Raw genomic sequence first — 13926 nt, forward strand, 5'->3', positions numbered from 1 at the left:
AGGCGAATTGAGGCATACATTCACTTTTATAACCACGAACGACCTCAAAGAAAGTTGAAAAAACTGACACCTGTGAAGTACAGGTGCCAGTTCGCTGCATAGGGTGTTATTTAACTGTCCACAAAAATGGGTCTTGACCAGCGACGCTGGATTCGTTCTTCGATCCATGCGTCGGGAGGGAGGTTTTCGCCGTTTTCGTTACGTCGACGTCGCGGCGGCGGCGCCGCCGTACGTCGAATCGATATGAGCGCGGATTTCGTCGACCGTCTTGCCTTCGCCGGCCATGCGGACCGCATCGCGAAGCTCCATCAGGCAGATGCCGCAGGAGCCGCCGTGATCGGTCCAATGCACGCCGTCTTCGTCGACGCCGGCGATGAAGCAGCGGAATAAGGAATCGTGCGGGTCGTTATATTCCATGCAGCCGCAATAGCAGTTTAACTCCTTCAACAAATCCTTGTGCGCGTACACCTGGGAGTAGAAATTTCTCGTCGTCTCGGTGTAATCGTCAAGGAACGAAGGGAGAATGTCCGGAGACGCCGTCACCTCGATGTTGTCCGGCAGGCCGTGCCCGGCGTGTCCCGCGTCGGAGTGGCCGGCATGTTCGTCGCCCGCCGTCGAGGCGCAGCCCGACAGGACGACGAACAGCAGCAGGCCGAGCGCCGCGAGCGCCAAGCCGCGCCGGAGCGGGCGGGAACGAGACCGTCGAATCATGTCGCCGGGGCTCCCTTATGCTTGGCGAAGAAGTCGATGAACGTCTGGTCCGTGTTGACCGTGCTGCCTTCGACGAGGCCGCCTTCGATGCGCTCCTTCTCGACGCCGTTCTCATAGTAGACGAGCGTAGGCGTATAGACGATGTTGTAATCGTTATAGCCGTCGTTATAGACGTCCAGATTAAACTGTTTCACGTCCACCCCGGCGTCCTCGATGATCGGGTTCAGCTTCGGCGTCGTCTCCATGCAATACGGACAGGTCGACGAGAAGTAATAAATAAAGAAAGATTCCTTGTCGGCCAGCTTCCGATCGAGCTCGTCCGGCAAAATGATGTTCTGGTAGTTCGGGTTGTCGAGCAGCGCGACCGTCTGCGGCGAAAGCTGCGACGTCGGAATGCCGTACACGTTGTCGCTGCTCGCCTTATTCGCCTGGCTATTGACGAAAACAAGCGCGGCGATCAACACCGCAAAAACCCCGAAATACAAAATCAGCTTGCGGGAGACGTTCTTTTGCCCTCGTCCCCGGGAATACGTAGATTTCTTTGCCAAAAATGGTCACCTCGTTTGTTTGTACCTGATAACATTCATTATACTACAACCTAGGACAGACCACTATCGACCGTTCGGTGAACGATTCGGAAAGGACGGACCCCACCCATGGGCGCGAATGCGAAGCAACGGCTGGATAAAATGCTGGGCCACCTCGGTTACGGCTCCCGCACGGAAATTAAGAAATACGTAAAAGAAGGGCGCGTGCTCGTCAACGGCGCCAAGGCGAAGGACAGCGGCATGCAAATCGATACGAACCGGGATCAGGTGACGTTCGACGGCGCGACGGTCGAGTATCGGGAGTTCATCTATTTGATGATGAACAAGCCGGCGGGCGTCGTGTCGGCGACGGAGGACCGTCGAGATCGGACGGTCGTGGACTTGCTGACTCCGGCGCAAGCGGCCTTCGAGCCGTTCCCGGTAGGCCGGCTCGACAAGGACACGGAGGGGCTGCTGCTGCTGACGAACGACGGACAGCTCGCCCATCGATTATTGTCGCCGAAGAAGCATGTGCCGAAGACGTATTACGCGGATATCGCGGGACTCGTAACGGAAGAGGACGGCGAGGCGTTCGCCCGCGGGGTGGCGCTGGACGACGGCTACGTCACGCTGCCGGCGCGCCTGCGCATTCTCGACGCCGACGGCTCGAATTCCGCCGCGCCTCGATCGCGGATCGAGCTCACCATTACGGAGGGGAAGTTCCACCAAGTGAAGCGGATGTTCGAGGCGGTCGGGAAGCGGGTCACCTACCTGAAGCGATTGTCGATGGGCAGCCTGTCGCTGGACGAGCGCTTGCCGCTCGGGGCGGTCCGGGAGCTGACGAAGGAAGAACTTGACGGGCTTCGAATGGGGCCGGAGGAATTCGGACAACCTAACAAATGATGGCTCCAGCTAAGAAACCCAAACCCGGAGGGATGCGCCATGACCACGATCATGCTTCGCCCCGATCTAAAGACGTCGGGAGGAGAAATTCACGACATATTACTGAACGGACGGTATGCCGGCAATATGACCCTCGTCTACCGTGAGCGGGATCGCATCGGCGGGGCCGTCCAATTGGACCGCGCGGCCATGTCGGATGCGGACAAGCAGGAAGTCGTATCGTTCGTGCAAGACTATATCCAAGACTTGATTCACGCCGTGCGGGCCGTCGATTGCGACGTCATCGTCACGAACAGCCCGTACGACCATATTATCGCGACGAGCCGGGACGAAGCGGGCCGCCTCAAGGAGATGGACGACGCTCAAGCCTATGGGGTCTACGCGGACGACGAGGAGCTCGAGGCCGACGACGCGCAAGGCGAGAGCTTCGCGCCGGACGAATACGAGCCGATGGGCGACGAGGACGCGGACAACCTCGATCGCATCGAGATGCGGACCCCGGACGGGAGGAAGGCGGCTTATTACGAGTTGGTCGTCGTCAGCGAGACTCGCAACTCGATCGAGTATCACGTGTACGATCAAGAGATGGAGTGGCTCGCCGAGGCGGTGTTCCGCACGCGAGGCACCGATTGCTACGGGGAAGTGCATTTCAAGTTTCTTCCCGGAGAGGACGAGATCGAAGCGGTGACCGACCTGATCGTGTCCGACTTCGACGACGAAGAAATCGATTCGTTCGACATCAGCGTCCTACACGACGGCAACGAATTGGAGCGGATCGAGCTGACGCACGAAGATTTGGCGGACGAGGCTTCGTTCGTGGAAGACGACGACGAGCTCGACGAGGGCGACTTCACGGTGACGCTCGCGCGCGACGACGGCGACATGCTCACGTACGAAATCTACAACCAGCAGCACGGGGGCTTGCCGATCGGCACCGCTACGATCGATATCGCGAACCGGCAGCTATCCGGCTTCATCGACTTCCGGGATCCGTTCGACGAGGAAGAGCGCGAGACGGTCGCGATGCTGCTGATGCGGGAATTGGATAAGGAAAAGGAATATAAATCGCTGAATCTATCCGTCATGCACGAGAACGTAAAGATCGACGAGCTGATGTACGAAACCGATCCGGTGCATTAACCGGGCTTGCAAAACGAAGGGCGCGCGGAAATTCCGCTCGTTCTTCTTTTTTTTCGGCCGAGTTTCAGGTATAGTCCAACTAGAGCCGAATAGTTTACATAAAGAAAGGGAGATCCGTCACGTGAAAAAACAATACGTCGTCCTCTTGCCCATGCTCGACGCCGAGCTGAGCGCCAAATACCGGCCGGACCATCTGGCTTATTTGGAGAAGAAATACGAAGAAGGCGTCCTGAAAGCGTACGGCCGGTTCGTCGACGGCTGGGGCGGCATGCTGGTGTACGAAGCCGAGAACGAAGAGCAAGTCAAAGCATGGGCGGAGGAGGATCCGTACGTCGTGCAGAAGGCGCGAGGCTGCGAGATCCACGAGTGGGCGATCGCGAAGGCGAATCTCCAAGCGTAAACCATCGGGGAGACGGGGGTGTCCGGTTGAACGAAACGTTCGAGGGCTGCGTGTACGTCTGTTCGGATTCCGTCGGAGAGACGGCGGAGGCCGTCGTGCGCGCGACGTTCCGGCAATTCCGGAAGGAGCATGCTAGAATCAAGCGCATCGGCAACGTGCGCACGGACGAAGAGATCGTGGCGCTCCTCGCCGAGGCGGCGGGCGTGCGCGGCTTCGTCGCCTACACGCTCGTGCAGCCGGAGCTGCGAGAGACGATGAAGGCCGAATCGCTCCGGCTCGGCGTGCGCACGGTCGATATTATGGGGCCGATGATTCAGGCGTACGTCGACGCCTTCAACGATGCGCCGAAGCGGGTGCCGGGGCTGCTGCACGTGCTCGACGACGAGTATTTCCGGCGAGTGGAGGCGATCGAGTTCGCCGTGCGATGCGACGACGGACGGGAGCCGCAGTCGATGCATACGGCCGATATCGTCATCCTAGGCGTCTCGCGCACGTCGAAGACGCCGCTGAGCATCTATCTAGCGCATAAGGGCTATAAGGTCGCCAACCTCCCGCTCGTGCCGGAGGCGCGGCTGCCGGAGGAGCTGAGGCGCGTGCCGCCGGGACGATTGATCGGCCTGACGATGGACGCGGCGGCGATCGCCCGCATCCGGCAAGAGCGGCTGAAGGTGGTCGGGCTGCCGTTCGGCGCGAAATACGCCGATCCCGCGCGCGTCGAGGCGGAACTGCGGTATGCGCACGACGTCATGACCCGGTACGGCTGCCGCATCATCGACGTATCGAACCGGGCGATCGAAGAAACCGCCGGACTGATTTTGGATTATATCGCGACTTGAAGGAAAGGCGTTCCGTGCCGCAGCCGTCCGCTGCGCACGGGGCGCCTTTCGCTTTCCGGCGAGGGACCCCTTTTCGAAAGCGGGTTGTCCTGCTATGATAGGGTCTCGAAGCTTGTTGAAAGCGGAATCATTCAAGGGGGCGATACCGCCATGAGCGGAAGGGTGCCGATCGTCGTCCAGCTGATCGTCGGATTTTCGGCGATTCTGCTGATCATCTTATCGATCACGGGATATTATTCGTATCGAATTTCGGCGGAGGTCGTGCTCGGCAAGACGGCCATCTACCTCAACGAATCCGTCAATCAGCTAAGCGGGAAGGTCGACGTCAACCTGCAGGAATACGATAAAGCGACGCAGCTGATCTCTTTCAGTCCGACGCTGCAGCAATATTTGCTTCGCGCCAACGACGGGCTGCCCGGCACGATCACGAAGCTGGAGCTGGAGCAGTTCATGAGCCAGCAAATCCGGTATATCGCGGTCGACTCGGTGCTGCACGTCACGGACCTGCGGGGCGAGTATTACACGTCGAACACGATTATCTCCATGCTGCATCCGACCGAGGCGCGCATGAAGGTCGCGTACGATTGGTACGAGACGGTAGAGAGGAGCAAGGGGCGGATGGTGTGGGTCGCCTCCTCCGCGTGGCGCTACGGCGAATTTCCCGCCTTCATCGGCGCGCGGCAGGTGAACGATTGGGAGCGGCTCGAGAAGCTCGGCAGCCTGTTCATCGTGCTGCCGGTCGATTCGCTCGAGCGGCTCGTGGGCGAAATTAACCTCGGCACGTCCGGAAAAATCGTCATCGTCGACGGGTTCGGGAAGATCGTCTATTCGTCGGATGCGGAGGAAATCGGCAGCCCCATGGACGAGTCGCTGCTCGCGCAGCTTCGGGAGCATCCGCGCAGCATGTTCGAGTGGGAGCAAGACGGGGAAAACGTCTACGTCTCCCATGCCCATTCGGAGTACAGCGGATGGCGGGTAGCCGCGTTCATCGGCGCGGACGAGGCGGTCGCCGAGCTGAAGGGCATTCAGCGCAGCATTACGGTCATCGGGGCGACGGGGCTGCTCGCGGCGTTCTTGTTTACGTCGATCTTCGCCTGGACGCTGGCGCGGCCGATCGCCGTGCTCGCGAAGCGGCTGACGCGGCTCGAGAAGGGGTTCGTGCGGCCGTTCGGACGAGTGACGGGCAACCGCGAGACGGCGATGCTTTACGACAGCTATAACCAAATGATCGGGCGCCTCGACCAGACGGTCAAGGATTTGTCGGAGAAGCAAATCAGCGAGAAGCAAGCGCAAATCGTGGCGCTGAAGGCGCAATTCCGGCCGCATTTCTTGTATAACTCCTTGAATACGATTTATTGGACGTTAATTAACGAAGGGCAGTTCAAGACGGCCGAGATGGTGCTTCAGCTGAGCGATCTGCTCCGGTACAGCATTCAACCGGGCTCCGATCTCGTCGCGCTCGAGGAGGACGTGGCGCAGCTGCGGCGGTTTATCGCGATCTCGAGGGCGAGGTACGGCGATAAGCTGCAGACCGAGATCGACATCGAGCCCGACATCATGAAGGAGCGCGTCATGAAGTTGCTGCTGCAGCCGCTCGTCGAGAACGCCATTACGCACGGGCTGGAGCAGGTGAAAGGCCGACCGTGGATCATCCGCATCCGGGGAACGCGGGAAGGGGCGCGGCTGCATTTCACGGTCGAGGATAACGGCGTCGGCATGCCGCAGGAGACGATCGACGAGACGCTGTCGCAAAAGCCGAAGCCGGAGGTGAGCGAGCTGATGCACAGCGGCATCGGATTGTCGAATCTGCGGCATCGGATCAGCCTCACGTACGGCTCCGATTACGGCTTGCAGCTCGGGACGGGCGAGCTGGGCGGCCTGCGCGTCGATATCGTCGTACCCGCGCTCAGCGAGCGGCCGAACGGCGCGAACGGCGCGAACGGCGCGGCGGGAGCGAGCAACGCGACAGGCGCGGTCGGCGCGGACGAGAACGTTAAGAGCGCGAACGACGGGACCCGGAAAGGCGCGGGCGAGGAAGGGGGAATGCGGCATGACTCGCCAGGCGAAAACAAGGCGTAGGCTGCGCTGGTTGGCGCCGCTGCTCGCGATGTGCCTGCTGGCCGGCTGCGGCGGTTCGCTGCAGCCGCGCATCAACGTCTCCGAGCTGCCGGAAAACCGGCAGCCGGAGGAGACGGTCGAGCTGACGATGTGGCTGTACGGCTCCTCGGGGCTCGAGTGGCTTGTGGAGCGGTACGAAGAAGCGCACCCGAACGTGCATATTAATTTGATCCATTCGTCCTACGAGGACGTGCATAACAACCTGCAAACCGCCTTCGCCAGCGGGTACGGCGCGCCGGACGTCTGCTTGATCGAGGTCAGCTTCATGGAGCGCTTCAAGCAGTTCCCGGACTATTTCCAAAACCTCGGCGAGATGGGCGCGCACGCGCTCGGCGATCAATACTTGGCATGGAAGTGGAAGCAGGCGACGAGCCCGGACGGCTCGTTCGTCTACGGCCTGCCCACGGACATCGGCCCGGTCGCCGTCGTCTACAACCCGGCGCTGTACGAGGCGGCGGGGCTTCCGACCGAGCGGGAGGCGCTCGCGGCCGAGCTGTCGACGTGGGAGGATTTCATGAACGTCGGCCTTCGCATCAAGGGGGCGACCGGAAAGCCGATGATCGACCAAATTCGGACGCTGTACCGCATCGTCCTGTTCCAAGCCGACCTGCAATATTTCGACCCCGAGACGGGCGAGCTGATTATCGAGACGAACCCCGCCGTCAAGGAAGCGTGGAATACGGCGGTGCGCGCCTCGGAGCTCGGATTGTCGGCCTACGAGACGACATGGTCGCCGGAGTGGGCGCGCGGCATCTCGAGCGGCGAGTTCGCGACGATTCTGTCGCCGTCCTGGATGCTCAACGATATTAAGTTGAATGCGCCGGGTGCGAAAGGGCAATGGGACATTACGTATTTGCCGGAGGGGAGCGGCAATTGGGGAGGCTCGTATTTGACCGTGCCGGCGATGAGCTCGAAGAAGCGGGAAGCGTACGAATTGATCCGGTGGCTCACCGATCCGCAGCAGCAGTTAGCGCTATATAAGACATATAGCAATTTCCCCTCGACGCCGGTCATTTACGAGGATCCCGCCATTCGCAACAAGCTGGATCCCTTCTTTCAGGATGCGCCCGTCGGCCGCATCTTCTCCGATATCGCCAAGGAGGTGCGGCCGACGTACGAGGGCTCGAAGCAGCACGTCGTGACGCAAATCATGGAAGCGGCGCTCGATAAGGTGGAGGAGCGGGAGCTGTCGCCGGACGAAGCGTGGAACGAAGCGATGTCGTTGATCGATAAGCAGTTGGCTTCGGATGCGGTCCGAAGCGGAGGAGGAGGCGCCGAATGAATATTTTGCTCGTGGACGACGAACCGCTCGTCCGTACGTCGATGGCGCGCATGATCGCCCACCTGGCGCCTGCGCACCGCATCGCGGAGGCGGAGGACGGCGAGGAAGCGCTGGAAGCGCTCGAGGCGGAGCCGTTCGATCTCGTCATAACCGATATCCGGATGCCGGCGGTGAACGGGCTGGAGCTGGCGAAGCGCATTCGCGCGAAGTGGCCGGAGCTGTTCGTCGTCATGCTGACCGGCCACGCCGACTTCCAGTATGCGCAAGAGGCGATTCGGTATCAGGTCACGGAATATTTGCTCAAGCCGGTGTCGATCGACCATATCCAAAGCGTCATCGCGACGGCGGAGCAGGAGCTGAAGCAGCGGCGGTCCGCGGAGCTCGTCGGACGGCTGCGAACGCGCAGCCTGCTGGAGAAGCGGGTGCAAGATTTGTTTTACGAGCTGCCGCTGCCGTACTACGACGAATCGCTATTCCCGCCGTTCGACCGGTTCGCGCTGTATACGTTCCGCGTCTCCGAGGCGGGCGAGCTAGGCCGGACGGCCCGCTTCGCGATCAAGAACGTCGCGGAAGACGTGCTCGCTCCGGTCGGCGCGCCCGTCGTCGTCGCGGCCGACCGGGCGGTGACCGCGGTGCTGTTCGTCCCGCCGGGCGGCGGCGAAGCGGTCGACGACGCCAAGCTGCGGTCGCTCGCGGCCGACGTCGAGCGCGCGGCGAAGCAGTCCGCGAAGCTCGAGACGGCCGGCGCGTTCGGCGGCGTCTCCGCGGAGCTGCGCGACTTGAAGGCGTTGTACCGCCGCAGCGTCGAAGGGCTCGGCGAAGAGCTCGGCGACGCGCACGCGGTCGAGCCGGAGGCCGCATGCGCGTCGGCGGACGGCGCCGGGGCAGCGGCCGACGGGCAGATGCACCGCATCGTGCGGGCCGCGCTGGAGCTCATCGGGGAGCGTTACGCCGAGGAGCTGACGCTCACGTCGATCGCCGAGGCGCTTTACGTAAGCCCGAACTATCTCAGCAGCTTATTTAAAGCCGAGACGGGCTCGACGTTCACGCATCATTTGACGAAGGCGCGCATGACGAAGGCGAAGCAGCTGCTCCGCGAGACGAATCTGAAAATTTACGCGATCTGCGAGCAGGTCGGCTATGCCGACCAGGCGCACTTCAGCCGCATGTTCAAGACGCTCGAAGGCATGAGCCCGTACGAATACCGGACGAAAACGAACATCTGAAATAACATCAAGAAAAAGAAGAATAGCCCCATGGGTTTCCAAGACCGAATCCTTTACGATGAGATCAAGGCAAAGCAACCGCTTACAGCGAAGGCGGGAACGGCGCCAACCTTATCACACAGGGGGATTCGGGAAATGAAACGTTGGGCTATTCTTCTTTTCTCTTTCATGATGGTCGTCACGATGGCGGCTTGCTCCACGGGCTCCGGCGGCAGCGGCGGCAGCGGCGCCTCGGGCGATACGGCGTCTTCGGGCGGCGGCGGCGCGAGCGGCGAGGCGGTCGAGTTGAACGTCTGGTTGTTTACCGGTACCGGCATGGAGCCGTATATGGAGAAGTACGCGGCGGAGCACAACATTAAGCTGAACATTCAGCAGCAGGAATACGGCGATCACCATAACAGCCTCGTCACCGCGCTCGCGGCAGGCAGCGGGGCGCCGGACATCGCCCTCGTCGAGATCGGCTACATCGATCAGTTCAAGGCTGACGAGAGCAAGTTCTACAACCTCGCGGACTTCGGCGCGAACGACATTATGGGCGACTACCTCGAGTGGAAGCGCGTCCAAGCGTCGAGCCAAGACGGCAGCTTTATCTTCGGCATCCCGACGGACGTCGGGCCGATGGTCGCGATGTACCGCACGGACTTGTTCGCGCAAGCTGGCCTGCCGACGAACCGCGACGAAGTATCGAAGCTGTTCTCCTCGTGGGAAGCGTTCGTCGACGTCGGCCGCACGATCAAGGAAAAGACGGGCAAGCCGATGGTCGACGCGGCCAACTCCGTATTCGACGTCGTCGTCGGCCAGGCGACGGAGCACTACTTCGACGACGCGGGCAACTTGATCGTCGATAAGAACCCAGCCGTCAAGCGCGCATACGATCTCGCGACGAGCATGGCGCAAGAGGGATTGACGGCGAAGATCGCGCAGTGGTCGCCGGAGTGGGGCGCGGGCATGAACAACGGCGACTTCGCGGTACAGATGGCGCCGGCGTGGATGATGGGCTTCATGAAGGGCAACGCGCCGGATTCCGCGGGCAAGTGGGACGCGGCGGCGATGCCGGAAGGCTCCGGCAACTGGGGCGGTTCGTTCCTGACGATCCCGAAGGAAAGCAAGCACGCGCAAGTCGCGTACGACATGATCAAGACGGTGCTGTCGCCGGAGGGCCAGCTCGAGCTGTTCAAGAGCAACGGCAACTTCCCGTCGACGCCTAGCATCTACGACGACCCGGCGATTATCGACTTCACCGACGAATTCTTCAGCGGCGCGCCGGTCGGCAAAATTTTCTCCGAAGCGGCGAAGAAGGTTACGCCGGTATACTATGGCCCGAAGTATATTATCGTCGACACGCCGCTCACGAACGCGATCGGCGAAGTCGAGAAGAACGGCACGGATCCGGCTGCGGCTTGGAAAACGGCCATGGAGCAAATCGAGCGCGACTTGAGACAGTAATCGACGCATAGAGGCGCACCGGTTTCCGAACGAGCCGACCGACCTGCGGGGTGGGTCGGCTTCGTTCCCTTCCGCGCTCACACGACAAGGAGGAAATGACGATGGCCTTCAATTCGGAACCTGCCGCCATCGCTGCGCCCGGCGCGCCGCGGCGGAAGCGCTGGAGAACGCAAAGCTATAAAGATCATGTGTCCGGGTATTTGTATATTTCTCCGTTCTTCCTGCTTTTCGGCGTATTTACGGTGTTTCCGGTCTTATGGTCCGGATATATTTCGTTCTTCTCTTGGAACATTCTCGGGGATCGGGATTTCATCGGGCTTCAAAACTATGTTTGGCTGATCACCGACGATCCGCGGTTTTGGAAGTCGGTCGGGAATACGTTTTCCATCTGGGTGATCTCGACGGTTCCGCAATTGTTTTTCGCGCTCGTCATCGCGAGCATTCTGAATTCGAACGTGCTGCGATTCAAGCAATTTTTCCGAGTCGGCTTATTCGTTCCGAACGTCACGTCGCTGGTCGCGGTCGCGATCATCTTCACGAGCATCTTCGGCTACAATTACGGGCTGCTGAATTACGTGCTCAACACGTTGTTCGGCCTGGAAAATACGGACTGGGGCGCTTCGTACTACGGCGCGCAGCTCGTGCTGTCGATCATGGTCATGTGGCGTTGGACTGGATATAACGCAATTATTTATTTGGCGGCGCTGCAATCGATCCCGAACGACCTGTACGAAGCCGCGACGATCGACGGCGCGTCGAAGGTGCAGCAATTCTTCTACGTGACGATTCCGATGATCCGTCCGATGATTTTGTTCACGGTCGTCATGTCGACGATCGGCGGCATGCAGCTGTTCGTCGAACCGCTCCTCTATCAGGGCAACCAAGGCGGCTCGCAAGGGCAGGTGCTGACGATGGTGCTGTATCTGTACGATACCGCGTTCACGAAAAATTCGTTCGGCTACGCCTCCGCGATCGCTTGGCTCATGTTCCTGATCATCATCGCGTTCTCGTTCTTCAACATGTATCTGACGCGCAAAATCCAATCGGCGAACTAAGGAGGGAAGACGGACATGAGCATGTTCGGACGCGCAGCGTTGCATGTGTCGATCGCAGTGTTTTTCTTATTATCGATCTTTCCCTTCTACTGGATGTTCGTCATCGGCTCGCGCACGACGGCGGACACGAACCGGTTCCCGCCTGCGCTCGTGCCGGGGAACTTGTATCTCGAAAACATCCTGAAGGTGTTTCACGAAATTCCGTTTTTCTTGGCGCTGTGGAACACGACCATGGTGGCGTCGCTCGTGACGGCGTCGACGCTGTTTTTCGGCTCGCTCGCGGCGTTCGCGTTTTCGAAGCTGAAATTCACGGGCAGCCCCTTCCTGTTCGCCTTCATCGTCGGGACGCTCATGATCCCGGGCCAGCTCGGGCTCGTGCCGACGTACATCATTATGTCGAATTTCGGCTGGATCAACGACCTGAAGGCGGTCATCGTGCCCGGGCTCGTCGGGGCGTTCGGCATCTTCTGGCTGAAGCAGTATATCGATTCGACGGTGCATAACGAATTGATCGAATCGGCCCGCATCGACGGGTGCACGAACTTCCAGACGTATTCCCGCGTCGTGCTCCCGACGATTCGCCCCGCCCTCGCGTCGCTCGGCATCCTGACGTTCATGGGCGCGTGGAACGACTTCCTCTGGCCGTCGGTCGTCCTCAAGGACGCCGAGATCCAGACGATTCAGATCGCCCTGCGCAACTTGAATCGCGTGTACTACCGCGACAACGCGATGATTATGGCGGGCACGTTCCTGGCCACGATTCCGCTGCTCGTCGCCGCGGTGATCTTCAGCAAGCAGTTTATCGCGGGCTTGACGGCTGGCGCGGTCAAGGGCTGACGCGGTCGACGGGTTTGCGCGCGTGCCGCCGGGGCGTCCCGGCGGCGCGTTTTCGTTTTCGGAGAAGCATAAGGTATGATGTTGGAAAAGGGAGCGTGACTTGCGCGATGCAATACCGGCAGTTAGGAAATACGGACATGCGCGTCAGCGAAATGAGCTTCGGGACGTGGGCGATCGGCGGCTCCTGGGGCAGCGTGAGCGACGCGGAGTCGCTGCGCGCGCTGGAGGCGGCGATGGACGCCGGCGTCAATTTTTTCGATACGGCGGACGTGTACGGCGACGGACATAGCGAGCGGCTGCTCGCGCAGGCGACGAAGGGCAAGGCAGACGCCGTGATGATCGCGACGAAGTTTTGCCGGGCGGCGGATATTTATGACGCGGCGACGTATTCGGCGGACGCGGTGCGGGCGTTCTGCGAGGGAAGCCTAGCGCGGCTCGGGCGCGAGCGGATCGACCTGTATCAGGTGCATTGCCCGCCGATCGAAGCGCTTCTGGACGGGAGCGTGTTCGAGGCGCTGGATCGGCTGAAGGCCGAGGGCAAGGTGCGGGAATACGGCGTCAGCGTCGAGAGCGTGAAGGAAGGCTTGCTTTGCTTGGAGTACCCCGGCGTGAAGGCGCTGCAGGTAATTTACAATCTATTCCGGCAGAAGCCCGAGGAAGCGCTGTTTCCGGCGGCGCGGGCGCGCGGCGTCGGCATTCTGGTGCGGCTGCCGCTCGCGAGCGGGCTGCTCACGGGCAAGTTTACGGAGAGCTCGACGTTCGCGCCGGACGATCATCGAAGCTTCAACCGCGACGGGGACGCGTTCAACGTCGGGGAGACGTTCGCGGGGCTGCCGTTCGAGACGGGCGTGGCGCTCGCGCGCGAGCTCGCGTGGATCGGCGACGGCCGCGGCTCGATGGCGGCGGCGGCGATCCGGTGGATTCTCGAGAACGAAGATATTACGTGCGTCATTCCGGGCTTTAAGAACGTCCGTCAAGTAGAGCAAAACTTGTCGGCGCTCGCGGCGCCGGGCTTCTCCGCGGAGGAGCGGGCGCGGCTGCGCGCGTTTTACGAAGAGCGGGTGCGTCCGGCGATTCGCGGGCCGTATTAATTCGAGGGAACGTCGGGCAAGGACGTAGACGTAACGGAAAGGATGGGGACAAGATGGCGAAGAAGGTCGTCGTCACCGGCGGCAGCGGACTGCTGGGCGCGTGGGTCGTGAAGGAGTTTTTGGAGCACGGGTACGAGGTGCTGAACGCGGACGTTCGCCGTTCGACGGAGCCGGGCGTCCGCACCGTCGTCGTCGATTTGGAAAACTTAGGCGAGGTGTACGGGGCGCTGCAGGGAGCGGACGCCGTCGTGCATCTCGCTGCGATCCCGCAAGCGTATACGCATTCGAACGAGCGGACGTTCCGCAACAACGTCATGACGACGTACAACGTGCTCGAGGCGGCGGCGGGAATCG

Annotated in this window: 15 protein-coding genes; 13 read left to right on the forward strand and 2 right to left on the reverse strand. The window is 61.0% G+C overall.

The window, feature by feature from the left end; translation table 11 throughout:
• Positions 1–6 precede the first annotated feature (6 nt).
• Positions 7–102 carry an IS3 family transposase gene (locus VEZ38_RS11750; RefSeq protein WP_324892563.1) on the forward strand — a complete coding sequence of 32 codons (96 nt, stop codon included), beginning with the start codon at positions 7–9 and terminating at the stop codon, positions 100–102.
• Between the two features lie 96 nt (positions 103–198).
• Here the strand turns inward: VEZ38_RS11750 and VEZ38_RS11755 are convergent, their stop codons facing one another.
• On the reverse strand, positions 199–711 hold the full coding sequence (locus VEZ38_RS11755) for a PCYCGC motif-containing (lipo)protein (RefSeq protein ID WP_324893554.1): 513 nt from the start codon (positions 709–711) through the stop codon (positions 199–201).
• Positions 708–1259 carry a thioredoxin family protein gene (locus VEZ38_RS11760; RefSeq protein ID WP_324893555.1) on the reverse strand — a complete coding sequence of 184 codons (552 nt, stop codon included), beginning with the start codon at positions 1257–1259 and terminating at the stop codon, positions 708–710. Before VEZ38_RS11760 ends, VEZ38_RS11755 begins: the two co-directional genes overlap by 4 nt.
• Positions 1260–1367: 108 nt before the next feature.
• On the opposite strand from VEZ38_RS11760, the gene VEZ38_RS11765 reads away from it, so the two are divergent.
• The 12 genes from VEZ38_RS11765 to VEZ38_RS11820 form a co-directional block, all read left to right on the forward strand.
• Positions 1368–2141, forward strand: a complete 774-nt coding sequence (locus tag VEZ38_RS11765; protein WP_324893556.1) for a pseudouridine synthase — start codon at positions 1368–1370, stop codon at positions 2139–2141.
• 39 nt (positions 2142–2180) lie between these two features.
• Positions 2181–3281 carry a hypothetical protein gene (locus tag VEZ38_RS11770; protein WP_324893558.1) on the forward strand — a complete coding sequence of 367 codons (1101 nt, stop codon included), beginning with the start codon at positions 2181–2183 and terminating at the stop codon, positions 3279–3281.
• A gap of 121 nt (positions 3282–3402) precedes the next feature.
• Complete coding sequence (locus tag VEZ38_RS11775) at positions 3403–3681, forward strand: YciI family protein (RefSeq protein ID WP_324893560.1); 279 nt, start codon at positions 3403–3405, stop codon at positions 3679–3681.
• A 26-nt stretch (positions 3682–3707) separates the two neighbouring features.
• Positions 3708–4517, forward strand: a complete 810-nt coding sequence (locus tag VEZ38_RS11780) for a pyruvate, water dikinase regulatory protein (protein WP_324893562.1) — start codon at positions 3708–3710, stop codon at positions 4515–4517.
• 150 nt (positions 4518–4667) lie between these two features.
• Positions 4668–6596 (forward strand): sensor histidine kinase, encoded by a 1929-nt coding sequence (locus tag VEZ38_RS11785; RefSeq protein ID WP_324893564.1) that lies wholly within the window; start codon positions 4668–4670, stop codon positions 6594–6596.
• A complete protein-coding gene (locus VEZ38_RS11790) occupies positions 6568–7917 on the forward strand; it encodes an ABC transporter substrate-binding protein (protein ID WP_324893565.1) in 1350 nt (449 codons plus the stop codon). Before VEZ38_RS11785 ends, VEZ38_RS11790 begins: the two co-directional genes overlap by 29 nt.
• On the forward strand, positions 7914–9143 hold the full coding sequence (locus VEZ38_RS11795) for a response regulator transcription factor (RefSeq protein ID WP_324893567.1): 1230 nt from the start codon (positions 7914–7916) through the stop codon (positions 9141–9143). Before VEZ38_RS11790 ends, VEZ38_RS11795 begins: the two co-directional genes overlap by 4 nt.
• 135 nt (positions 9144–9278) lie before the next feature.
• Positions 9279–10589 (forward strand): extracellular solute-binding protein, encoded by a 1311-nt coding sequence (locus VEZ38_RS11800; protein ID WP_324893569.1) that lies wholly within the window; start codon positions 9279–9281, stop codon positions 10587–10589.
• 101 nt (positions 10590–10690) lie between these two features.
• Positions 10691–11644 carry a sugar ABC transporter permease gene (locus tag VEZ38_RS11805; protein ID WP_324893571.1) on the forward strand — a complete coding sequence of 318 codons (954 nt, stop codon included), beginning with the start codon at positions 10691–10693 and terminating at the stop codon, positions 11642–11644.
• Positions 11645–11659: 15 nt separating this feature from the next.
• On the forward strand, positions 11660–12481 hold the full coding sequence (locus VEZ38_RS11810) for a carbohydrate ABC transporter permease (RefSeq protein WP_324893573.1): 822 nt from the start codon (positions 11660–11662) through the stop codon (positions 12479–12481).
• 107 nt (positions 12482–12588) lie between these two features.
• On the forward strand, positions 12589–13572 hold the full coding sequence (locus VEZ38_RS11815) for an aldo/keto reductase (protein WP_324893574.1): 984 nt from the start codon (positions 12589–12591) through the stop codon (positions 13570–13572).
• A 53-nt stretch (positions 13573–13625) separates the two neighbouring features.
• Positions 13626–13926: NAD-dependent epimerase/dehydratase family protein (locus VEZ38_RS11820; protein WP_324893576.1), on the forward strand; the 301-nt coding region annotated here is incomplete at its 3' end.

It is taken from the genome of Paenibacillus sp. (assembly GCF_035645235.1).
Classification (GTDB): domain Bacteria; phylum Bacillota; class Bacilli; order Paenibacillales; family YIM-B00363; genus Paenibacillus_AE.

Excerpts from the sequence above, each read along its gene's own strand:
- VEZ38_RS11765 (WP_324893556.1), top strand. The coding sequence starts at position 1,368 with ATGGGCGCGAATGCGAAGCAACGGCTGGATAAAATGCTGGGCCACCTC.
- VEZ38_RS11755 (WP_324893554.1), bottom strand. The coding sequence starts at position 711 with ATGATTCGACGGTCTCGTTCCCGCCCGCTCCGGCGCGGCTTGGCGCTC.
- VEZ38_RS11770 (WP_324893558.1), top strand. The coding sequence starts at position 2,181 with ATGACCACGATCATGCTTCGCCCCGATCTAAAGACGTCGGGAGGAGAA.
- VEZ38_RS11790 (WP_324893565.1), top strand. The coding sequence starts at position 6,568 with ATGACTCGCCAGGCGAAAACAAGGCGTAGGCTGCGCTGGTTGGCGCCG.
- VEZ38_RS11800 (WP_324893569.1), top strand. The coding sequence starts at position 9,279 with ATGAAACGTTGGGCTATTCTTCTTTTCTCTTTCATGATGGTCGTCACG.
- VEZ38_RS11785 (WP_324893564.1), top strand. The coding sequence starts at position 4,668 with ATGAGCGGAAGGGTGCCGATCGTCGTCCAGCTGATCGTCGGATTTTCG.
- VEZ38_RS11810 (WP_324893573.1), top strand. The coding sequence starts at position 11,660 with ATGAGCATGTTCGGACGCGCAGCGTTGCATGTGTCGATCGCAGTGTTT.
- VEZ38_RS11805 (WP_324893571.1), top strand. The coding sequence starts at position 10,691 with ATGGCCTTCAATTCGGAACCTGCCGCCATCGCTGCGCCCGGCGCGCCG.
- VEZ38_RS11795 (WP_324893567.1), top strand. The coding sequence starts at position 7,914 with ATGAATATTTTGCTCGTGGACGACGAACCGCTCGTCCGTACGTCGATG.
- VEZ38_RS11815 (WP_324893574.1), top strand. The coding sequence starts at position 12,589 with ATGCAATACCGGCAGTTAGGAAATACGGACATGCGCGTCAGCGAAATG.